The organism is Gordonia polyisoprenivorans NBRC 16320 = JCM 10675 (assembly GCF_000241325.1).
Lineage (GTDB): Bacteria > Actinomycetota > Actinomycetes > Mycobacteriales > Mycobacteriaceae > Gordonia > Gordonia polyisoprenivorans.
Window position 1 is genome coordinate 1 of record NZ_BAEI01000021.1, and the last position, 19,513, is coordinate 19,513.

Here is a 19,513-nt window from a genome sequence, read left to right on the forward strand (position 1 = left end):
CACTAGTCACGTGTTCTCTCCATTCCAGTAGGGAACCAACAGTGGTTCCGGCCCGGGAGAGCGGCAGGCACGACTATTGACGGGACACAGATGACGCGGCTACGTCATCAGGTCAAGCTCCTATCAAGCAACCCGCACACCCGGGCCGGGACCGATGAACCAGAGCGGACAAGTCCCGTTCAGGACACGAAGTCAGTCTCGAGGAGGGCCACACCCCGGTCCATCACCCACAACCTAATACGGCTGCACCCCTAATTCTCATAGTCTCGAGGCTCGTCGCTAGCGCTCCTCGGCACCTCGACCATCGGATGGGGACCACCGAACGTCATATATCGCTGGTCGAGGTGCGAGCCGCGTGCGGCGAGCCTCGAGACCACCTGAGCCGACGCTGGATTCGAACCACCGTGCACCAGATACCCATCAGCACAACAGGTCTCGAGGCGGGAAGCTGCAAGGATGTCATTGTGGCCCGGAAGCCCGTCGGCACCAGGGGTCTGGAGTCCTCGACCATCGGGTGGGAAAGGTAACAGCGCCCGCACCCACAGGTGAACGCGCTACACCATGAGCCGCACGATATCGACGACGCGCTTGAGTCCCGGTAACGCGCCGGCGGTCGACCGCGGGTGCAGCGCGTGGACCGCCAGGCGGAACATGGTGGCGCGCAACATCATCTGCGGCCACTCCGGCTCGTCGGACCAGCGCTGCACGAGGTCGTCGTCGGCGCCACCCCAGGCCAGCGAGTCCACGACCACCACCGCCGCCGCCCACGACGCCGGCCGCCAGTAGGGCACGATGTCGGTGATCCCAGGTGCGGCCGCACCGGCGAAGAGCACTGTGCCGAACAGGTCACCATGCACCACCTGGCTCGGCAGGTCGACATTCTTGCGCAGAGTCGCAAGGGTTTTGAGGATCTCGATACTTTCCTGGCCGTCCGGTGAGGTCGGCTCGGACATCCCTGCGGCACGTGCCGAGCGCATCGGGGTGTCCTCCCATGCGGCGCGATCGGCTGCGGCGAAGACGTCGACGTCGGTGTGCGGCGGCGCGGGCTGCTGGAGCAGGAATCGTGGTCGCTCGAGTCCGGCGATGGCTTCGTGTAGTCGTTCGGCCACCGACACAACCTCGTCGTGGCGGGGTTCGGGGACGCCGGCGATATAGGTGTCCGCGCGCCATCCGGAGACGACATATCGACCGTCGGTGGCCCGGAACGGTCGCGCGATCCGCAAGCCCTCGACGTAGAGATTCTCGCGGACCGAGGCCGACCACGCCGCGCGCGCGTGGTCGGGTACCAACGACAGCACGACCTCCCCGACGCGCCATCCCCCGACCCAGCGCTCGCCCATGGCGATGGGCGGGTGGGCGGTCAGCCCGAACGTGTTGAGCACGTGCTCGGGTGGCTCGACGGTGTTCACGTCTGCAGAGATTACCGAGGTGGTGGCCTGAAGCCGCGCAGCGACGCGGCTGCGAGGTGCCGCGTCAGTAGACCGGCAGTTCCTTGTCGACCTGATTGGCCCATGCGGTGATGCCACCCTGCAGGTGCGTGGCATCGGCGAATCCGGCCCGCTTGAGCGCGGCAAGCGCCTCCGCCGACCGGATTCCGGTCTTGCAGTACAGCACCGTCGGCCGGTCCTGCGGGATCTGGGCCAGTGCGGCACCGGACAGGATCTGATCCTTGGGCACCAGGGTCGCGCCGTCGATGTGCACGATGTCCCACTCGACCGGCTCGCGCACATCGACCAGTGCCAGCTTCTCGCCCGCGTCGATTTTCTCCTTGAGTTCGACGGCGGTCAGTGTCGAGCCGGCCGCCGCCTGGGCGGCCTCGTCGGAGACGACACCGCAGAACGCCTCGTAGTCGATCAGACCGGTGATCTTCTCCCCCTCGGGATCCTTGCGAATCCGGATGGTGCGGTAGGTCATGTCGAGGGCGTCGTACACCATCAGCCTGCCGAGCAGTGGCTCACCGATGCCGCAGATCAGCTTGATCGCCTCGGTGCCCATGATGGAACCGATCGAGGCGCACAGGATGCCGAGCACCCCGCCCTCGGCGCACGAGGGCACCATGCCCGGTGGCGGCGCCTGCGGGTAGAGATCGCGGTAGTTGATGCCGCGGCCGTCGGGGGCGTCCTCCCAGAACACCGAGGCCTGCCCCTCGAAGCGATAGATCGATCCCCACACGTACGGCTTGTGCGCGAGTACCGCGGCGTCGTTGACCAGATATCGGGTGGCGAAGTTATCGGTGCCGTCGAGGATCAGGTCGTACCCGGAGAACAGCTCGATCGCCCCCTCGGGTTCGAGGCGCTGATCGTGGATGTTCACGGTGACGAACGGATTGATCTCGAGGATCGAATCGCGGGCACTCTCGGCCTTGGGCCGACCGACGTCGGACTGGCCGTGGATGACCTGACGCTGCAGGTTGGACTCGTCGACGACATCGAACTCGACGATGCCGATCGTGCCGACACCGGCGGCGGCGAGATAGAGCAGCGTCGGCGAGCCGAGTCCACCGGCACCGATGACGAGCACCTTGGCGTTCTTGAGGCGTTTCTGCCCGTCCATCCCGACGTCGGGGATGATCAGGTGCCTGCTATAGCGCGCGACCTCGTCGTTGGAGAGTTCGGCCGCTGGTTCCACCAGCGGGGGCAAGGATGACACGGCAGGCCTCCCGGGTATGCGAGTCGGACGGGTGAACTGAGTCGAACAACGACCCGGCGCACCTCGTCATTCCCGCGAGCGCAACGGCTCAGCCGGCGCTCGTTCCCTCGGGGAACGGCCACGGGTTGGGTTTGCAGACCAGGGCCGGATTGGCGCGGATGTCCGGATCGAGCGCCATGATCTCCGAGTTGGACACCCCGAAGGACTGCTGCATCATGATCGGCGCCGGCGCACCGTTGGCCGGGCACGGGACGTGATGCTCATACCCGATGCCGTGACCTACTTCGTGGTTCACCAGGTATTGCCGGTAGGCGACGTCATCGCCCTCGTAGGATTGCGCGCCGCGAATCCAGCGCGCCTCGTTGAGGGTGACCCGTTCCTGTGGCGGATAGAAGCACGAGGTCTCCAGTTTGATCTGGTACCCGCACAGTTCGCGCGTGGTGTTCGTCGACGTCAGGGACACCCGCAGGTCCGGGTTGCCGCGATCGATCCGGCGGAACGACACCTTGCCGTCACCGATCCAGCTCTTGTCGTTGGCCAGCGTGGCGTCGACCATCTTCGCGAACGCCTGATCGCCCCCGTATTCGGCCGGGATCAGGCCGTTCTCGACCTCGACGGTATAGGTGTACACCTGCCCGCCGCGACCGACCTGCGGGGTCGTACCCGGCACCACGTGAAAGGTCTTGCGCCCCACCGTGGTGAAGCCGCCGCCGCCCGGCAGCGCCCCCGCCGGCAGCTGCGCGGGCGAGATCTCCCCGGTGGGCGCACCGATCGGCCGGGTCTCCTTGGTGACCTCGGCGTTGCGGGCCGACGGGTCCGGGCCGACCGGCGCGCCGGCGTTGGTCGTGTTGTCGTCGCGGATCGTGTAGACGAGCAGCACGATGGTCAGGACCACCAGAACCGGGATCGCGTAGGCACGCCACCCGTAGGTGGCCACGAATCGGCCGATCGCGCTCTGTTTCTTGCGCGGTGGCGCGCTGTCGCGGTCCGAGCGTGGCCGGCCGTTGTCGTCGGTCGGGTCCCAGCGGGCGCGCAGCGGCTGATCGGGAAGCGGGCGCCGGCGAGTCGTCGTCGCGGACCGGGGCATGGCCGTCGACGGGCCGGTGGACGACGGGCCGGTGGACGACGAGGCGGTCGGGGGCTGGCCGGTCGGGGGCTGGGCGGTCGGGGGCTGGGCGGCACCGACCGGAGGCTGGTCCGTGCGGTTCTCGCCTGTCCCCGTTGGCGTCTGGGCTGCCGCGTACGATCCACCGGGCGCTGACGATCCACCCGGCGCGACCGATCCACCGGGCGTCTGGTCACCGGCGCGTGGCGACCGCGGACCGACCTCGCGCGCACGGGGCCGCCCCGTCCGGCGCTCCGCGCTCCCCGTCCCCGACGCATCATCTGTGCGGCTCACGGTTCACACCCTCTCACAGAACCGGCCAATACCACGTGCGACATCACACGTCCTCATCGAAGGCTGTGAATTCACTTGTGCGATCCACGCGGTTTATGGGTCAGGAGTCCGAGTACCCTCTAACCATGTCAACGGCGGCTAATGTCTCCTCCGGGCGCAACGGCACCCGGCTTCCGCGGAGTGCACGGCGCTTGCAGTTGCTCGAGGCCGCGAGCGAGATCTTCGTCGAGCGCGGCTATCACTCGGCGGGCATGGACGAGATCGCAATCCACGCGGGCGTCAGCAAACCGGTGCTCTACCAACACTTCCCGTCGAAGCTCGATCTCTACATCGCGGTGGTCGATTCGCACGCGGAAAAGCTGGTCGTCGATGTGAACAACGCATTGCTCACCACCACCGACAATCACCAGCGCGTACAGGCGGCGGTGCAGGCGTTCTTCGACTTCATCGACTCCGACAACTCCGGATATCGGTTGATCTTCGCCTCCGACGTGATGGACCCGGCGGTCATCCGCCGCACCGAGGGTGCCACCGAGGCCTGCGTGGACGCGGTCTACGGACTGGTCATGCAAGATTCCGGACTCGACCCCTACCGCTCACGCATGCTGGCGGCCGGGCTCGTCGGAGCGAGCCAGGTCAACGCCCGCTACTGGCTCGAGGCCCGCCGTCCGATCGACAAGCAGACCGCGGTGGACACCACCGTCGCCCTGCTCTGGGGTGGCCTGTCCCATGTGCCGCGTCAGGTCGAGATCGACGCCGCGGCGTCGGCCCGCGCCGCCGCAGGCCCGGATCCGGAGTCGGCCGCCGACGACATGGAGCCCTCGGCCGGTTGAGACGAAAGAACGCACCGAGCCGACCTGCTCGATGCGTTCTTCTCGGGTTGTGCGCGGTAACCGGTCAGGAACCGAAGCCGACCCGTCGGTTCTCCGCGGCGCCGACCTCGACGTAGGCGATTTTGGCAGCCGGCACGAGGTAGCGCGCACCGCGATCGTCGGTGAGCGAGAGCAGCGGCTCCTTGCCGGTCAGCACGGCCTCGACGGCCGCGAACGCCTTGTCGCTCTCCAGCGGAGACTGGATCGACAGTTCGCGAGGGCTGTCGGTGATACCGATCTTCACTTCAATGGTCATGGCCACCCTTCTGTGTGGAAACCTCGTGCGTCCACGCCGGCGGAGGAGACGCCGAGTGCCTGCCGCACAAGGCTAGTCCAGCGATCGCGGTGACCCACACCGGCTCCGCTCATAGCGAAAAGCGCGCCGATCTCCACCTTCGAACCCGAGCCCGATCAGCCCAACCCCATGTCGGACATCCGCTCGGCGTGCCGAGCGGTGATCGAGTCGAAGAAGTCGGCGACACCGTTGAGTGAGGTGGCCCCGGAGAACAGCAGGTCGGTCACGCCCTCCTCGGCCGCGAGCACCCACTGGGCGTGCGTGACGGCCTCACCGAGCAGGCGTCGGCCCCACAGGGTCAACGGCGAGCGCAGCGCCGGATCGGCGGCGATCGCCGCCTTGACCTGCTCCCGCGCGAACTGGGAGTTCCCGGTCTCGGCCATCACCTGGGCGACCACCTGCTGGGCGACCGGCGGCATCATCTCGGAGAGCTCGGTGTAGAAGTCGGCGGCCAGCCCGTCGCCGACATAGGCCTTCACCAGGGCCTCGAGCCAGGTCCGTGGGGTGGTTGCGCGGTGGTACTGGTCGAACACGGCGCGATAACGCTCGACCGACTCGGCGGGATCGAGTCCGCGGCGCGACACCTGCTCGGCAAGCAGTTCGAAGTGCGCGATCTCCGAGGCCGCCATCCGCGCGATGGCGATCCCGCTGGGAATGTCGGGGGCCATCGAGGATTCGTCGATCAGCCGGTAGAACGCGGCGTACTCGCCGGCGAGGAGCACCGCGAAGAGCTTGCCGACGGCCCTGTCCTCCTCGTCGTCGGGGGTTGCCGGGAGGGGTTCGGGCGAGGCGGTGGGCGACGACATGCCCCGATGGTAACGGTCGCGCGTGCAGGCGGCCGGTGAGCACCACGTACACTTGTGGACGGTGTGGTCGGCGAACGCCGGTCGTCCATGCACGTGGAGGCAGCCTTCCGGCGCCCTGCGCGCGTGCGACGCCGAGGGGTTCTCACACTCGGAGCCCGTCGGAATTCACCGACTCCTCGCAGACCACCCGGACATTGCGCGCGCACTGCCGAGCCCACCCGCTCGCCCGACGCGACCATGGCGGTCGCGCGGCGAACGCGAACCACCGGGGAGTTCCGAGAACCACTCGACCCGGTGCCACTCGCAGGATTCGTGGAGCCTTTCGTGCGCGCTCGAGCGACACACGAAAGGCACACGCACCACCCATGAGCACTCCCGAACTCCAGACCGACGAGGTCCAGACGACCATCGTCGACGAAGAGCACACCTCGCCGACCTTCGCCGACCTCGGCGTGGATGAGCACATCGTGTCGGCACTCGCCGACGACGGCAAGACCCGCACCTTCGCCATCCAGGAACTGACGTTGCCGCTCGCCCTCGGCGGCAGCGATCTGATCGGTCAGGCCCGCACCGGCATGGGCAAGACCCTCGGTTTCGGCGTTCCGCTGCTCCATCGCCTCGTCCACCCCGAGCAGTCGGGTGTGCGACCCCTGGACAACACCCCGCGCGCGCTGGTGATCGTGCCGACCCGCGAGTTGTGCCTGCAGGTGACCGGCGATCTGGAGGTGGCCGCCAAGAAACTCGTCGTCACCCTGCCGAGCCCTGATCCGGTCGAGGGCGACGACGCGCCCGCCACGAAGCCACGGCGTCGGCCGCTGAAGATCACCTCGATCTACGGCGGACGCCCGTACGAGTCGCAGATCGCGGATCTACGTGCCGGCGTCGACGTGGTCGTCGGCACCCCGGGTCGTCTGCTCGACCTCGCCCAGCAGGGTCACCTCATCCTCGGCAAGGTCGCGGTACTGGTACTCGACGAGGCCGACGAGATGTTGGATCTTGGCTTCTTGCCCGACATCGAACGCATCATGGCCACGCTGCCCGACCAGAAGCAGACCATGTTGTTCTCGGCGACGATGCCGGGGCCGATCGTGACCCTCGCGCGCACGTTCCTCAAGCAGCCAACCCACATCCGCGCCGAGCACGCCAACGACTCCGCCGTCCACGAGCGGACCACCCAGTACGTCTACCGGGCGCACGCACTCGACAAGGCCGAACTCGTCGCACGCATCCTGCAGGCGGAGGGTCGCGGGGCGACCATGATCTTCACGCGCACCAAGCGGACCGCGCAGAAGGTCGCCGACGACCTCGCCGAGCGCGGGTTCTCCGTCGGCGCGGTCCACGGTGACCTCGGCCAGGTGGCCCGCGAGAAGGCGCTGAAGAAGTTCCGCACCGGTGAGATCGACGTGCTCGTCGCCACCGACGTCGCCGCGCGCGGCATCGACATCGACGATGTCACCCACGTCATCAACTACCAGTGCCCCGAGGACGACAAGACCTACGTGCACCGCATCGGCCGGACCGGTCGCGCCGGACGCACCGGGATCGCGGTCACCCTCGTCGACTGGGACGAACTGCACCGGTGGGAACTGATCAACGCCGCACTACAACTCGGTGTGCCCGAACCGGCCGAGACCTACTCGACCTCCGAGCACCTGCGCGACGAACTGTCCATCCCGGAGTCGGCGACCGGACGGATCACCGCTCCCCGACGCAGCTCGGCCGACGGCGAGGGCGAACGCGCCGAGCGACGCGAGCGCCGGGAGCGACCCACCCGCAGTTCCCGCACGCGCCGCCGGACCCGCGGCGGTCAGGCGGTCGACGCGGACGGCGAGCAGAACACGACTGCCGATGCCGCGACGACGGCCGACACCGACGAGCGCCCGGCCGACAGCAAGGGTTCGGCCGACGCGGAGTCGGCCAACGACGCCGGCGACGCTCCCCGCAAGCGCCGGCGTCGCCGTGGCGGCGCCCGACATCGTGGTGGGCAGAACGCGCCGGCCACCTCGGACACCGGCGCCTCGGAGTAGAGTCCACCGGACCTGCCGACGCGCAGCCGCGACGAGGAGTATTCGAGATCAGCACGTCGACCCCATCCCGGAAGCCGCCTGCGCGTCGGGTACGCCCGGAGCGACGCACCCGCGTCGACCTCCTGGTGAGCCTGTTCATCGTCGTCGTGCTCGTGGTGGCGGGGGCGATCGTCTGGTGGATCAGTCCCGCCCGGACCACCGACAGCGTCACGGCGAGTACAACTCCCCCGGCGATCACACCGGCCACCGGCGTGCCCGAAGCCTTCGCCTCACGGTGGTCTGCCGAGTCCGCGGCCACCGACGTACCGGCGCTCACGGCGTCGACGATCGTCGCCGCCGACGGCGGGACGGTCGCCGGTCACGACCCCACCACCGGCCGGGTCCTGTGGCGATACTCGCGTGACTCCGCACTCTGTACCGCTGCGGCCGCATGGCCCAGCAGCGTCAACGAGGTCCTTGCGGTGTACCGCAATTCGCGCGGCTGCTCGGAGGTGACCGCGCTCGACGGGTCCACCGGTGCCCGCAAGGGCGCCCGCACCAGCGATGCCGACGACACCCTGCACCTGATCACCGACTCCGGCTACGTCCTGGCACAGGGGCCCGGCCGTCTGGAGACATGGGGATCGAACATGGTGCGCGGCATCGAATACGGACGCGTGACCGCACCGGTCAAACCCGGCGTGCAGCCCGGACGCACCGACTGCCACCTGTATTCGTCGGCGATCTCGGGCGATCGGGTCGCGGTCATCGAACGATGTGCGGGCGATCCCGGATACCGGCTGACGGTGCTCGGTGCGCTACTCGACAGCAACGAACAGGTCACCCAGTACGGATCGTCACTCATCACCGATCGGGCGTCAGCCGACCCACCCGCGCTGATCGCGATGAGCACCTCCGGGATCGCGGTCTACGACGGCGGCACCAACGGCAACGGTCCCACGCCTGCCACCCCGAGGATCCGCCTGTTCACCGCCGACGGCGCCGCCGGCGCATCGAGTGAGGTCAAGGGGTCACCGCAACCCCCGGTCGACAGCGTCGCCACGTTCTCGTCGGGGCTGATCACCTACTACACCGGCCAGGCCACCGTCGTCTTGGACGCGCAGTCGCTGCGCCCGCGCTATCAGATCCCGGCGGCCCTCGGTCCCGGTGAGGTGATGGCCGGTCAGTTGTTGCTGCCGAGTCCGTCGGGGATCACCGTCCGCAATCCCGCCGACGGCGCTGACATCCGCACCATCACCCTGCCGCGGCGCTCTCCGGCCGACGGCACGACGGTGATCCTGCGTGTTCTCGGCGATCTCGTCGTCGAGCAGCGCGGAGCCCAGCTGGAGGTCTTCGGGCCGCAGGCGTGACGCCCGGACCCCGGCGCGGAACGACGGATCAGGCGAGGTCGGCGGTACGCACGTCCCCGCCGCCGTCCCAGTACTTCCAGAGATTCTCGGCGAGCTCGCGATATGCGGTGGCGCCCTTGTTCTTTCGGCCCCGCATCACCGATGCACCGGACGCCGACGCCTCGGCGAAACGCACCGTGCGCGGGATCGGCGGATCGAGGACGGGAAGGCCGTAGCGGTCGGAGACATCCGAGAGCACGTCACGACTGTGGGTGGTGCGCGCGTCGTAGAGGGTCGCCACCGCGCCCAGCATCGTCAGCCCCGGGTTGGTGATCTGCTGGACCTCGGTGACCGTGCGCATCAGTTGACCGACGCCCCGGTGCGCGAGCGTCTCGCACTGCAGGGGCACGATCACCTCGTCGGCGGCAGTGAGCCCGTTGAGGGTCAGCACACCCAGCGACGGCGGGCAATCTATCAGGATCACGTCGAAATCCTCGGCGACCTCCGCGAGCGCCCGTTTCAACGCGTACTCCCGGCCAGGCCGCATCAGCAACAGTGCCTCGGCCCCGGCGAGGTCGATCGTCGCGGGCAGCAGGGTGACGTTGTCCTCCGTGTCGAGCAGGACGTCAGCGATCTCCTCGTCGCCGAGCAGCACGTCGTGCACCGACGACTGCACCTGATCCGGATCGTGACCGAGCGAAAACGTAAGGCACCCTTGCGGATCCAGATCCACAACGAGAACCGACGAGTCCAGGTCCGCCAGCGCCGCCCCCAACGACGCGACCGTCGTGGTCTTGGCCACCCCACCCTTTTGGTTCGCAACCGCAAGCAAGCGCGTCATGGGTCCACTGTAAGGCTTTACCCAGGCAAATACTGTGCGCCGACCCGTACCCCACCGCGACGCCCAACCGTGGGCCGCTGCGATGCGAGGGGCCGCCGCGATGCGCAGCTACCGCTTGGGCCCTCGTTGACGTCGCGTCGTGCGCTCGGCCCGCCGTGCGGGTGCGGGCGTCGGCTCGTCCATCTCCAGATCGCCGGCCAGCCAGCGGATCGACGCCGGCGTGAACAAGCCCACCAGTGTGATGAGTGCGAGGACGGCCAGCGGGACGGCGAACCACGGTTGGTGACTGGTGAACAGGTAATACGACACCGGTAGCAGCAGGATCTGCGCGACCAGCGAGATCGCGCGTCCCCACCGGCGGCCGACGAGTAGCGCCACCCCGCCGGCCAGCACCCCACCGAAGATGATGGCGAGCCACAACGCGGTACCGATGCCGTTGAACGCGTCGTGCCGGTCCTCGGTCAGACCACGCACCACGAGGACGACGGCGATGACCAGGGCCACCACGCCCTCGAGGGTCGTCAGCGCTCCCGCCACCCGAATGGCGGTCGGCGGCCCATCGGTGTCCGCCGGATCGCGGTGGGACACCGACGCGTCCGACTCGCCCGGTTCGGTGACTCGCGGCTGGTCATCGCCGGATCGCCGGCCGCGCTGCCCACCCCCCGGCTCACTGCGTTTGCTCACCTGTCCAGGGTAAGCGGACCGGCCGCGGGGCTCACAGCGCCCGCCCGGCCGACCACGTCGGGCATCGACCCCATATCCTCGGGTGTCGTGCGCGTCATGCTCATCGTCAATCCGTTCGCCACCGCGACCAGCCCCGCGGGCCGCGACGCTCTCGTCAACACCCTGAGCGCGCACTTCCCGGTCGACGTCGAGCACACCACCCACCGCGGACACGCAGGTGAACTCGGTGCGCGAGCGGTGGCCGAGAATTACGACGCGGTGATAGTGCACGGTGGCGACGGGTCAATCAACGAGACGGTCAACGGACTGCTCGGACCCCCCACACACACCCCGCCGGCCCACCTGCCCGCCCTGGCCGTGATCCCCGGTGGCAGCGCCAATGTGTTCTCACGCACACTCGGTATCGATCCCGATCCGTTGCAGGCGACCCGTCAGATCATCGATCTGCTCGACCGTGACAGTCACCGGCGAATCGGCCTGGGCCACTCCGCCGATCGATGGTTCCTGTTCAACGCGGGTATGGGGATGGACGCGATCATCGTGCACGCGATGGAGGACAAGCGGCACGCGGGCAAGCCCGCCACCCCCGGTCGCTACCTCTGGACGACCATCGCCAGCTTCCTTCGAAATGCCGGTGGCACAGCCAGTTTCACGGTCACCGCAGCGGGTCACGACCCGAGGACCGGCGTGCGGTTCGCCTTCGTCTCCAACACCAGCCCGTGGACCTACCTCGGCCGGCGTGAGATCCGGATCAATCCGAGCACCGGCTTCGACACCCGGCTCGGCGTCTTCGCCGCGACGTCGACCGGCGTGCTGCGCAATCTGCCGCTGGCAACGCGTCTACTCACGCAACGCAATCCCAAGGCGCATCACCTCTTCCGCGACGACGACGTGGCGTGGGTCACGTTCGCAGCCACCGAACCGGTGGATGTGCAGATGGACGGCGACTACATCGGGGCCTACACGGACATCCGATTCGATCATCGACGTGACGCGCTCGACGTGGTCGCACCCGTGCCGTCGCCGACGGCCTGACGCAACACCCGAACGCAACATCCCCGTCACCGTGTCAACACCTGGCCGCAGCACGGCGAGGGCCCTTGACAGCGCGGCCCGCCCCCTGTGACATGGAGCGTTGTCACGGTTGCCCGGTGTTGCACGTCACCCGGCCGTGTGACGAAGCGGACGATCGAGAACAAGCCGACCTGGGAAAACGCGTGACGCGGCGCGGGATCGAAGCGTAGGATAGATCATCGGAGTTCGAGCTGACGCACGGACCCCCTGCCACCGGGGGTCAGCCGAAGTGATATTGCGACAACAGTGATATTGCCCACGTGTTAACGGAACACCATTGACTTCGGCTGGATTCGTGAAAGTATTCACAAGCAACAGCGCGGAAACAATCGGTGCCTCCGCGTGAACGATCGGTTACAGCCAACACGAACCAACCAACGGTTATCGAGTGGTGCCCTGCGCACCTGAAGGAGAAGGAATGGACTGGCGTCACAAGGCAATCTGTCGCGACGAGGATCCGGAGCTGTTCTTCCCGGTGGGAACCAGCGGTCCGGCCATCGCCCAGGTCGCTGATGCGAAGCTCGTCTGCGCGCGGTGCCCGGTCACCGCCGAGTGCCTGTCGTGGGCTCTGGAATCGGGCCAGGACGCAGGCGTCTGGGGCGGCATGAGCGAGGACGAGCGTCGGGCACTCAAGCGGCGCACCGCACGCACCCGTACCCGCAGCAGCGTCTAGCGAGCAGCGAACACGGCCGCCACTGTCCGGCGGCCCACAAGAGACCCGGCCTCGGCCGGGTTTTTTGTTGCCGCCGCCCGGCGGACCGCAGATCTCAGCGCGGTTCCCGGCGCAGCGGCACCACCAGGACGACCTCGGCCCCCGGACCGTCGGGATTGGCCCCGGCGCGCACCTCACCACCGAGTTCGATCGAGACCAGGGTCTGCACGATGCGCAGCCCCAGGCGTTCCGACGCCGCGAGGTCGAAGCCGTCGGGTAGCCCCGAACCGTTGTCGCGCACCGCGATTCGGAGCCGACGGACATCGCGGTCGGCGTGGATGTCGATGCGCGCGTCGGTGCGCGACGGCGCGAATCCGTGCTCGATCGCGTTCTGCACGAGTTCGGTGAGAACCATCACCAGTGGCATCGCGAGATCCGAGGCGAGCACGCCGAGCCGGTCGCGGCGGCGCACCATCACCGGCTGCTCCCCCGAGGCGACGTCGACGAGGGTGGGTACGAGGCGATCGACGGCCTCGTCGAGGTCGACCTCTTCGTCGACGCTGCCGGAGAGCAATTCGTGGACGAGCGCGATGGAGGCCACACGTCGTACCGCCTCGGTGAGTGCGGTGCGTGCCTCGTCGTTGGTGGTGCGCCGCGCCTGCAGGCGCAGCAGCGCCGACACCGACTGCAGGTTGTTCTTGACGCGGTGGTGGATCTCCCGGATCGTCGCGTCCTTGCTGATGAGGGCGAGGTCGCGCCGTTTGACCTCGGTGACGTCGCGGATCAGGACCACCGCCCCGGAGCTGACCCCGCGCGGACGCAGCGCGACAGCACGAATGAGCACGGTGGCACTGCGGGCGTCGGCTTCCATCCGCATCCCGATGTCGCGGTAGGGGCCCGCGGGCGGATCGCTGATCCCACAGGCTGCGTCGATCATCACCGCGGCATCCTGCGACTCGAACGGATCGGTCAGCAGTGTCGCGGTCACCTCCGAGAGCCGGGCGCCACTGAGATCGGAGGTCCAGCCCATGCGGTGAAACGCCGACAACGCGTTGGGACTGGAGTAGACGACCATGCCGCGGGCGTCGATCCGCACGAACCCGTCGCCGGCACGCGGGGTCGACAGCCCCTGCGGATTGCCCTCGTACTGCGGGAACGTGCCGTCGGCGACCATCTGGCACAGGTCGTTGGCCGAATCCTGGTAGGCCAGTTCAAGCGGTGAGGGCAGCCGCGGATGGGTCAGATCGACCGCACGGGTCAGCACCCCGACGATCCGCTCGTCTCCGGCCGGGTCGACGAAACGCACCGGCACCGTCTCGCGCCGGATGGCCATCGCCCCGAGCCACGTCGGGTCCTCGTCCCGCAGGATTCGGCCCTCGGCGAAGGCCCGGGCCACCTGCGGATGCACCGCCGGGTCGACCACGGTGCCGACCTCGTCACTCGGGAAGACCGTCGAGGCGGTGTTGGGCCGGCATTGGGCAACGTTGACGATCTCGCCGGTGTCGGTGCGCACCGACAGAACGAAGTCGGCGAACGACAGATCGGCGAGCAGTTGCCATTCGGCGACGAGCCGCTGCAGATGGCCGGCGGCGCTGTCGGAAAGGGTGGTGTGCTCGGCGAGCAGATCGACCAGGGTGGACATCGGCGATCGGGTCTCAGTACACCGGCACCGGGCCGGTCACGCTCGTTCGTAGACGGCGATGACGTCGCCGGCCTGGATGACGTCGCCCACCGCGACCTTGATCTCGGCGAGGGTGCCCGCGTCCTCGGCGAGCACCGGGATCTCCATCTTCATCGACTCCAGGAGCACCAGGGTGTCGCCGACCTCGACGTGCTGACCCGCCTGGACCAGCACCTCCATCACGCTCGCCACGATCTCTGCCACGACGTCCTCAGCCATGCCCATGAATCTAGGGCATGGGTGACCTCCGGGCAGAAAGCGCCCGAGACCGGAGAGACCACGACACGAAAAAGCCCGGGCGGGAGCCGATCGTGTCGATCGGCGATCACCGCGCCGGGCGTTTCGCGTTCGCGCTCAGGCGTTGGGACGCTTGCCGTGGTTGGCTGCGTTCTTCTTCCGTGCGCGCTTCTTGCGTCCGCGCTTACCCATGACGGGCCTCCTTCATCCAGATGTGCTCAGCGATTGTCCCACGTGCGGCATCCGATTCGACAATCGCCCATCCGGATCGACCTGCTCGGGAGACCTAGTCCCCGGTCGAGTAGCGCGTCTCGGTGACGATGACGGACTTGCGGATCTCGATCCGCAGCCGGTCCCGCAGACCCGCCGGTGCCCGATCGCCACCGCACTTGCGGTTGATGAGTGCTTTGAGTTCGCTCTCGATGCCGTAGTGCGCCAGACACGACGGGCAGTTGTCGAGGTGCCCCTTGAGTCGGGCGCGCGCGTCCGGATCGCATTCGTTGTCGAGCAGCAACCAGACGTCGGCGATCACCGCCGAGCAATCCAGGGAGCTGAATTCCGGGTCGTCGTCGGCCGGTACCTGTGGTTGCTCACTCATCGGGCCACCTCGCTCGTCGTCGCCGAGCGGTTGAATCCGCGCTCCCGGGCGACGTCGGCCAGCAACTCACGAAGTTGGCGGCGTCCGCGGTGCAGGCGGGACATGACCGTTCCGATCGGTGTGTCCATGATCTCGGCGATCTCCTTGTACGGAAGTCCCTCGACGTCGGCGTAATACACCGCCATCCGGAAGTCCTCGGGCAACGCCTGCAGCGCCGCCTTGATCTCGTCGTCGGGGAGGGCGTCGAGGGCCTCGATCTCCGCCGACCGCAGGCCCGTCGACGTGTGCTCGGCGTTCGCAGCCAACTGCCAGTCGGTGATCTCGTCGGTCGGGTATTGCGCGGGCTGCCGCTGCTTCTTGCGGTAGCCGTTGATGTAGGTGTTGGTCAGAATCCGGTACAGCCAGGCCTTGAGGTTGGTGCCCTCGCGGAACGACGCGAATGCGGAGAACGCCTTCACATAGGTCTCCTGCACGAGATCCTCGGCGTCGGCGGGGTTGCGCGTCATCCGCAGGGCTGCGCCGTACATCTGATCGAGCAGCGGCAATGCATCGCGCTCGAAGCGCTCGGTGAGGTCCTGCGCGGACTCGCCCGGGTCCGCTCGCCGCGGGGCCGCCGAACCGGGTCCGTCGGACGCTCCGGTCGTAGGGCTCGATCCTTCTGAGGGGCTCGACGCTTCCGGATCGGCCTCCGGGGAGCTCTCGCGGCCGTCTGAATCGGGTTCGGTCACTGCGATCCCTTCGGTGGTGACGCCGGTGGACACCGTTGCCGGTGGCCCGATGATGTCGATCAAGTCTACCGATCCGGGGTCGGCCACCGGTGTCCGAGGTTCACTCGATCGGCGTCGGTCGAGCAGCATGTCCGCGCTCACCTACCCACCTGCCTTTCTGCGCTGTCGAACTGCCGACACCGTCGTGTCGGGCGCGGGTTATGGTGCGCCCGCATGCCCGAATCATGTGTCCGGCTCGTTCGTCTGTTGGGGCGAGCGCCATATCGACCATCTCGTTGATGGCGTTGCGTCCGCCCCGGCCACTGCACTCAACAGGACCGACACCACAATTGTTCCGGCGGCATCGCCGCACCCCGGTGTGCGGTGATGCCGTCGGCGGGCTATCCAGACATGCGAGAGGACGGGATGCGTCGGGTCACCTCGGTCCGCGATCGACCGGTCCGCCCCGGCCCCTGGCGGGAATTCCGTCAGAACACTGATCGGGCCGCTGTTGATCACCTGGATCAGCCCGGCGGCGGCGAAGAACCACGCGCCGATGAAATAGCAGATGTTGGCGTTGGCGGCGCCCATCCAGATGCCCAGCCACGGTGCGGACCCGAGCGCGAACAGCGCCGAGCCGATCATGAAACCCCAACACTGTTTGGTCAGGGTCGGGACCAGTATCGCCTGCACCACGCTCGGAGCCGCTGCGGCCGAACCACTCTCGGACGTGGAGCTCATCAGTGATGGAAGTGGGAGCCGGTTCCCTCGCGTGGCATCGGCGACTCCAGCTGATCCAGGAACGCGACCTCGCTCTCCAGATCGGTCAGCAGCGCCGTCGCCAGATCGTGACTCAACCCCGCACGCACCACGATCCGCTGCAGGGTCCAGTCGGCCAACCCGTCGGCCATCGGGTAGGCGGGCACCAACCATCCCTTGAGCCGCAACCGATCCGACAGGTCGTACAGCGACCACTTGTCGGTGTAACCGTCCTTCAGCTTCCACGCGAACACCGGAATCGTGTCACCCTTGCTGACCAACTCAAACGGTCCCATCTCGGCGATCGCCGACGACAAATACGTGGCCACGTCGATCGATCCCTGCTGGATCAACCGATATCCTTCGCGTCCCAACCGCAGGAAGTTGTAGTACTGCAACAACACCTGCGCGCCCGGACGCGAGAAGTTCAGTGCCAGCGTCGGCATGTCGCCACCGAGGTAACTGCAGTGGAACACCATGCTCTCCGGCAAGGCCTCGCTGTCGCGCCACACGATCCATCCCAGGCCCGGATACACCAGCCCGTACTTGTGTCCCGAGGTGTTGATCGACACCACCCGCGAGACACGGAAGTCCCATTCCAGGTCCGGCTGACAGAACGGCGCCACCATCGCACCCGACGCACCGTCGACGTGGATCTTGACGTCGAGCCCGGTGTTCTTCTCGATCTCGTCGAGCTTTGCCGAGATCTGTTGTACCGGTTCGTACAAGCCGTTGTAGGTCACGCCCAGGATCGCGACGACCCCGATGGTGTTCTCGTCGACGTACGTCTCCAACTCGTGCCCGTCGAAGACGAAGTGCTCCTGCGACACCGGCACCCAGCGCGGTTCGACCTCGAAATAGTTGAGGAATTTCTCCCAGCACACCTGCACCGCCGTCGACAACACCAGATTCGGCTTCTCGATCGACTTCCCCTCCGCCTTGCGCCGGGCCTGCCAGTGACGCTTGAGCGCGAGCCCGCCGAGCATCGCCGCCTCCGACGACCCGATTGTCGAGGTCCCGATGGACTTGTCGACATCCGGCACGTGCCAGAGATCGGCGATGATCTTCCAACACCGATCCTCGATCGCCGCGGTCTGCGGGTACTCGTCCTTGTCGATCATGTTCTTGTCGTAGGTTTCCGCATAGAGTCTGCGGGCCTCGTCATCCATCCACGTCGAGACGAACGTCGCCAGATTCAACCGCGCGTTCCCGTCGAGCATCGCCTCGTCGTGAACGATCTGATAGGCCGTCTCGGGCAGACTCATGCTCTCGGGGATGGCGAACTTCGGATACTCGGTGGCCTCACCGGGGCGCACGAACACCGGGTTCACCGTCAACGAATCGTTGAGATTGGTGGTGGCGCGGGCGTTGGTGTGCTTTCGCTTGGTCATGGCGGGGGGTGTCCTTTCGCATGGACGTCGATGATGACGATGATGCCCCAAGGGGATGCACCGATGGGCGAGGTCGACGTCTTCGTCTCGAACGTCTCCAGACCGTCACCGGCAGCACTTCTCTCGACGTCCGACTCGGCATAATCGGTAGTCCTGCCGGTTCGGTCGCTGTCGCAGTGGTCGAGCCGAACCGCCATCGCGAGAGGACATCGGTGTGGCCGCCACCCCAGCCGTCGCCGCGCTCACCGCGCAGTCGATACCCCATCGCCTGCACCGCTACCGCCACGACCCGCGAACCACCGCCTACGGCGCCGAGGCCGTCGACGTGCTCGGCGCGGCCTTCGGGGTGGTTGCCGAGCAGATCCTCAAGACGTTGGTCATCGAGTTGTCCGGCACGCGCTCGGGTCTCGCGGTGGCCGTCGTGCCCGTGCCGCGCTCGTTGTCGCTGAAGGCAGCGGCCGCCGCCCTCGACGCCGGGCGCGCGGTGATGGCCGACGCCAAGGCGGTCACCCGGAGCACGGGGTATGTCCTCGGCGGGGTCTCCCCCATCGGACAGCGCACCACCCTGCCGACCGTCGTCGACGAGTCGGTTCTGCGGTGGCCACACGTGTGGTGCAGCGCCGGACGCCGGGGACTCGAGGTGGAGGTGGCCCCCGCGGATCTGATCGCGATCACCTCGGCGGTGACCGCCGACATCTGCGCCGCCGCGGGCTGACGGTCACGCCGCCCGGGCCCTGGCGCACTGCGGTAGACATGACGTCATGTGCGGACGTTATGCGGTGACCACGGACCCGGCGAAACTCGCTGCCGAGATCGACGCGGTGAACGAGGTGCCGGTTCCGCTGGACGCCGCGGCGGGCACACCGGGGTCACCGGGGCCCAACTACAACGTCGCGCCGACCACGACGGTGATGACTGTCGTCAAACGGCACGACCACGATGATCCCGACGACGACCCGCGACTGCGCGTGCGGGCCATGCGGTGGGGGCTCGTCCCGGCGTGGGCCAAGGAGGTCGGCAAGGGACCGCTGCTGTTCAATGCCCGCGCCGAAACCGCCGGGGAGAAGAGTTCGTTCCGGGCGTCGGTGAAGTCGCGACGCTGCCTGGTCCCGATGGACGGTTGGTACGAGTGGAAGAAGGGCCCGCCCGACTCCAAGGGCAAGCCGACCAAGGTGCCGTTCTTCATGTCACCGGTCGACGGAACCCGGTTGTTCATGGCCGGCCTCTGGTCGGTGTGGCACGACCGTACCGACGACGCGGCGCCGCCGCTGCTGAGCTGTTCGATCCTGACGACCGACGCCGTCGGCGATCTGCGCGAGGTCCACGATCGGATGCCGCTGATCATGCCCTACGACAACTGGGGCGCGTGGCTCGATCCCGACCACCGTGCGCCGGATACTCTTTTCGCGCCGCCGAGTGCCGACGTCGCGGCCGCGATCGCGATTCGTGAGGTGTCACCGCTGGTGAACCGGGTGGCCAACAATTCCCCGGAGCTCCTGAACCCGGTGTGAGG

The 19,513-nt window shown here is 67.6% G+C and carries 21 protein-coding genes; 7 read left to right on the plus strand and 14 right to left on the minus strand.

Annotation, left to right across the window (positions count from 1 at the left end):
* Positions 1–554: 554 nt before the first annotated feature.
* The 3 genes from GOPIP_RS05845 to GOPIP_RS05855 all read right to left on the minus strand — a co-directional run bounded on the left by GOPIP_RS05845 (position 555) and on the right by GOPIP_RS05855 (position 3,736).
* Positions 555–1,409, minus strand: coding sequence for a TIGR02569 family protein (locus GOPIP_RS05845; protein WP_006368649.1), 855 nt, complete (start codon positions 1,407–1,409; stop codon positions 555–557).
* A 64-nt stretch (positions 1,410–1,473) separates the two neighbouring features.
* On the minus strand, positions 1,474–2,649 hold the full coding sequence (gene moeZ, locus GOPIP_RS05850) for an adenylyltransferase/sulfurtransferase MoeZ (protein ID WP_006368650.1): 1,176 nt from the start codon (positions 2,647–2,649) through the stop codon (positions 1,474–1,476).
* Positions 2,650–2,737: 88 nt separating this feature from the next.
* A complete protein-coding gene (locus GOPIP_RS05855; protein ID WP_006368651.1) occupies positions 2,738–3,736 on the minus strand; it encodes a DUF3152 domain-containing protein in 999 nt (332 codons plus the stop codon).
* 437 nt (positions 3,737–4,173) lie between these two features.
* Here GOPIP_RS05855 and fasR point away from each other — a divergent pair, with 437 nt between their 5' ends.
* Positions 4,174–4,881 (plus strand): HTH-type transcriptional activator FasR, encoded by a 708-nt coding sequence (fasR, locus tag GOPIP_RS05860; protein WP_020170572.1) that lies wholly within the window; start codon positions 4,174–4,176, stop codon positions 4,879–4,881.
* Positions 4,882–4,945: 64 nt separating this feature from the next.
* Here the strand turns inward: fasR and GOPIP_RS05865 are convergent, their stop codons facing one another.
* Positions 4,946–5,176 carry a DUF3107 domain-containing protein gene (locus GOPIP_RS05865; protein ID WP_006368653.1) on the minus strand — a complete coding sequence of 77 codons (231 nt, stop codon included), beginning with the start codon at positions 5,174–5,176 and terminating at the stop codon, positions 4,946–4,948.
* Between the two features lie 155 nt (positions 5,177–5,331).
* Entirely contained in the window at positions 5,332–6,021 is a 690-nt protein-coding gene (locus tag GOPIP_RS05870; protein WP_006368654.1) for a ferritin-like fold-containing protein, read from the minus strand.
* Between the two features lie 365 nt (positions 6,022–6,386).
* Between GOPIP_RS05870 and GOPIP_RS05875 the strand changes: the two genes are divergently transcribed.
* Positions 6,387–8,048, plus strand: coding sequence for a DEAD/DEAH box helicase (locus GOPIP_RS05875; RefSeq protein ID WP_006368655.1), 1,662 nt, complete (start codon positions 6,387–6,389; stop codon positions 8,046–8,048).
* A gap of 47 nt (positions 8,049–8,095) precedes the next feature.
* Positions 8,096–9,397 (plus strand): Rv3212 family protein, encoded by a 1,302-nt coding sequence (locus tag GOPIP_RS05880; protein ID WP_211602014.1) that lies wholly within the window; start codon positions 8,096–8,098, stop codon positions 9,395–9,397.
* Between the two features lie 28 nt (positions 9,398–9,425).
* Here the strand turns inward: GOPIP_RS05880 and GOPIP_RS05885 are convergent, their stop codons facing one another.
* Both GOPIP_RS05885 and GOPIP_RS05890 read right to left on the minus strand, forming a co-directional pair.
* Complete coding sequence (locus tag GOPIP_RS05885) at positions 9,426–10,217, minus strand: ParA family protein (protein ID WP_006368657.1); 792 nt, start codon at positions 10,215–10,217, stop codon at positions 9,426–9,428.
* Between the two features lie 108 nt (positions 10,218–10,325).
* Positions 10,326–10,901 carry an Asp23/Gls24 family envelope stress response protein gene (locus GOPIP_RS05890; protein WP_138944081.1) on the minus strand — a complete coding sequence of 192 codons (576 nt, stop codon included), beginning with the start codon at positions 10,899–10,901 and terminating at the stop codon, positions 10,326–10,328.
* Between the two features lie 87 nt (positions 10,902–10,988).
* On the opposite strand from GOPIP_RS05890, the gene GOPIP_RS05895 reads away from it, so the two are divergent.
* Together GOPIP_RS05895 and GOPIP_RS05900 are read left to right on the plus strand one after the other, a co-directional pair.
* Positions 10,989–11,936: a diacylglycerol/lipid kinase family protein gene (locus GOPIP_RS05895; protein WP_006368659.1), complete on the plus strand. Its 948-nt coding sequence runs from the start codon at positions 10,989–10,991 to the stop codon at positions 11,934–11,936.
* Positions 11,937–12,393: 457 nt separating this feature from the next.
* Positions 12,394–12,648, plus strand: coding sequence for a WhiB family transcriptional regulator (locus GOPIP_RS05900; RefSeq protein ID WP_006330074.1), 255 nt, complete (start codon positions 12,394–12,396; stop codon positions 12,646–12,648).
* Positions 12,649–12,742: 94 nt separating this feature from the next.
* Here the strand turns inward: GOPIP_RS05900 and GOPIP_RS05905 are convergent, their stop codons facing one another.
* The 7 genes from GOPIP_RS05905 to gad form a co-directional block, all read right to left on the minus strand.
* Positions 12,743–14,269 carry a sensor histidine kinase gene (locus tag GOPIP_RS05905; protein ID WP_006368660.1) on the minus strand — a complete coding sequence of 509 codons (1,527 nt, stop codon included), beginning with the start codon at positions 14,267–14,269 and terminating at the stop codon, positions 12,743–12,745.
* Positions 14,270–14,305: 36 nt separating this feature from the next.
* A complete protein-coding gene (locus GOPIP_RS05910) occupies positions 14,306–14,527 on the minus strand; it encodes a biotin/lipoyl-binding carrier protein (protein WP_020170567.1) in 222 nt (73 codons plus the stop codon).
* Positions 14,528–14,662: 135 nt separating this feature from the next.
* Complete coding sequence (locus GOPIP_RS29860; protein WP_369758845.1) at positions 14,663–14,737, minus strand: 50S ribosomal protein bL37; 75 nt, start codon at positions 14,735–14,737, stop codon at positions 14,663–14,665.
* Between the two features lie 94 nt (positions 14,738–14,831).
* Complete coding sequence (rsrA, locus tag GOPIP_RS05915; protein ID WP_006368662.1) at positions 14,832–15,143, minus strand: mycothiol system anti-sigma-R factor; 312 nt, start codon at positions 15,141–15,143, stop codon at positions 14,832–14,834.
* Positions 15,140–16,012, minus strand: a complete 873-nt coding sequence (locus GOPIP_RS05920; RefSeq protein ID WP_006368663.1) for a sigma-70 family RNA polymerase sigma factor — start codon at positions 16,010–16,012, stop codon at positions 15,140–15,142. Before GOPIP_RS05920 ends, rsrA begins: the two co-directional genes overlap by 4 nt.
* A gap of 81 nt (positions 16,013–16,093) precedes the next feature.
* The gene (locus GOPIP_RS29865; protein WP_210739874.1) at positions 16,094–16,591 is read right to left on the minus strand and encodes a hypothetical protein; all 498 of its coding nucleotides are present in this window, start codon (positions 16,589–16,591) and stop codon (positions 16,094–16,096) included.
* Positions 16,591–18,000: a glutamate decarboxylase gene (gene gad / locus GOPIP_RS05930; RefSeq protein ID WP_006368665.1), complete on the minus strand. Its 1,410-nt coding sequence runs from the start codon at positions 17,998–18,000 to the stop codon at positions 16,591–16,593. Before gad ends, GOPIP_RS29865 begins: the two co-directional genes overlap by 1 nt.
* A gap of 214 nt (positions 18,001–18,214) precedes the next feature.
* On the opposite strand from gad, the gene GOPIP_RS05940 reads away from it, so the two are divergent.
* Complete coding sequence (locus tag GOPIP_RS05940) at positions 18,215–18,715, plus strand: aminoacyl-tRNA deacylase (RefSeq protein WP_006368666.1); 501 nt, start codon at positions 18,215–18,217, stop codon at positions 18,713–18,715.
* 46 nt (positions 18,716–18,761) lie between these two features.
* Complete coding sequence (locus tag GOPIP_RS05945) at positions 18,762–19,511, plus strand: SOS response-associated peptidase (RefSeq protein WP_006368667.1); 750 nt, start codon at positions 18,762–18,764, stop codon at positions 19,509–19,511.
* Positions 19,512–19,513: the final 2 nt, after the last annotated feature.

Excerpts from the sequence above, each read along its gene's own strand:
- GOPIP_RS05855 (WP_006368651.1), bottom strand. The coding sequence starts at position 3,736 with ATGCCCCGGTCCGCGACGACGACTCGCCGGCGCCCGCTTCCCGATCAG.
- fasR (WP_020170572.1), top strand. The coding sequence starts at position 4,174 with ATGTCAACGGCGGCTAATGTCTCCTCCGGGCGCAACGGCACCCGGCTT.
- GOPIP_RS05865 (WP_006368653.1), bottom strand. The coding sequence starts at position 5,176 with ATGACCATTGAAGTGAAGATCGGTATCACCGACAGCCCTCGCGAACTG.
- GOPIP_RS05870 (WP_006368654.1), bottom strand. The coding sequence starts at position 6,021 with ATGTCGTCGCCCACCGCCTCGCCCGAACCCCTCCCGGCAACCCCCGAC.
- GOPIP_RS05875 (WP_006368655.1), top strand. The coding sequence starts at position 6,387 with ATGAGCACTCCCGAACTCCAGACCGACGAGGTCCAGACGACCATCGTC.
- GOPIP_RS05885 (WP_006368657.1), bottom strand. The coding sequence starts at position 10,217 with ATGACGCGCTTGCTTGCGGTTGCGAACCAAAAGGGTGGGGTGGCCAAG.
- GOPIP_RS05900 (WP_006330074.1), top strand. The coding sequence starts at position 12,394 with ATGGACTGGCGTCACAAGGCAATCTGTCGCGACGAGGATCCGGAGCTG.
- GOPIP_RS05905 (WP_006368660.1), bottom strand. The coding sequence starts at position 14,269 with ATGTCCACCCTGGTCGATCTGCTCGCCGAGCACACCACCCTTTCCGAC.
- GOPIP_RS05910 (WP_020170567.1), bottom strand. The coding sequence starts at position 14,527 with ATGGCTGAGGACGTCGTGGCAGAGATCGTGGCGAGCGTGATGGAGGTG.
- rsrA (WP_006368662.1), bottom strand. The coding sequence starts at position 15,143 with ATGAGTGAGCAACCACAGGTACCGGCCGACGACGACCCGGAATTCAGC.
- GOPIP_RS29865 (WP_210739874.1), bottom strand. The coding sequence starts at position 16,591 with ATGAGCTCCACGTCCGAGAGTGGTTCGGCCGCAGCGGCTCCGAGCGTG.
- gad (WP_006368665.1), bottom strand. The coding sequence starts at position 18,000 with ATGACCAAGCGAAAGCACACCAACGCCCGCGCCACCACCAATCTCAAC.
- GOPIP_RS05945 (WP_006368667.1), top strand. The coding sequence starts at position 18,762 with ATGTGCGGACGTTATGCGGTGACCACGGACCCGGCGAAACTCGCTGCC.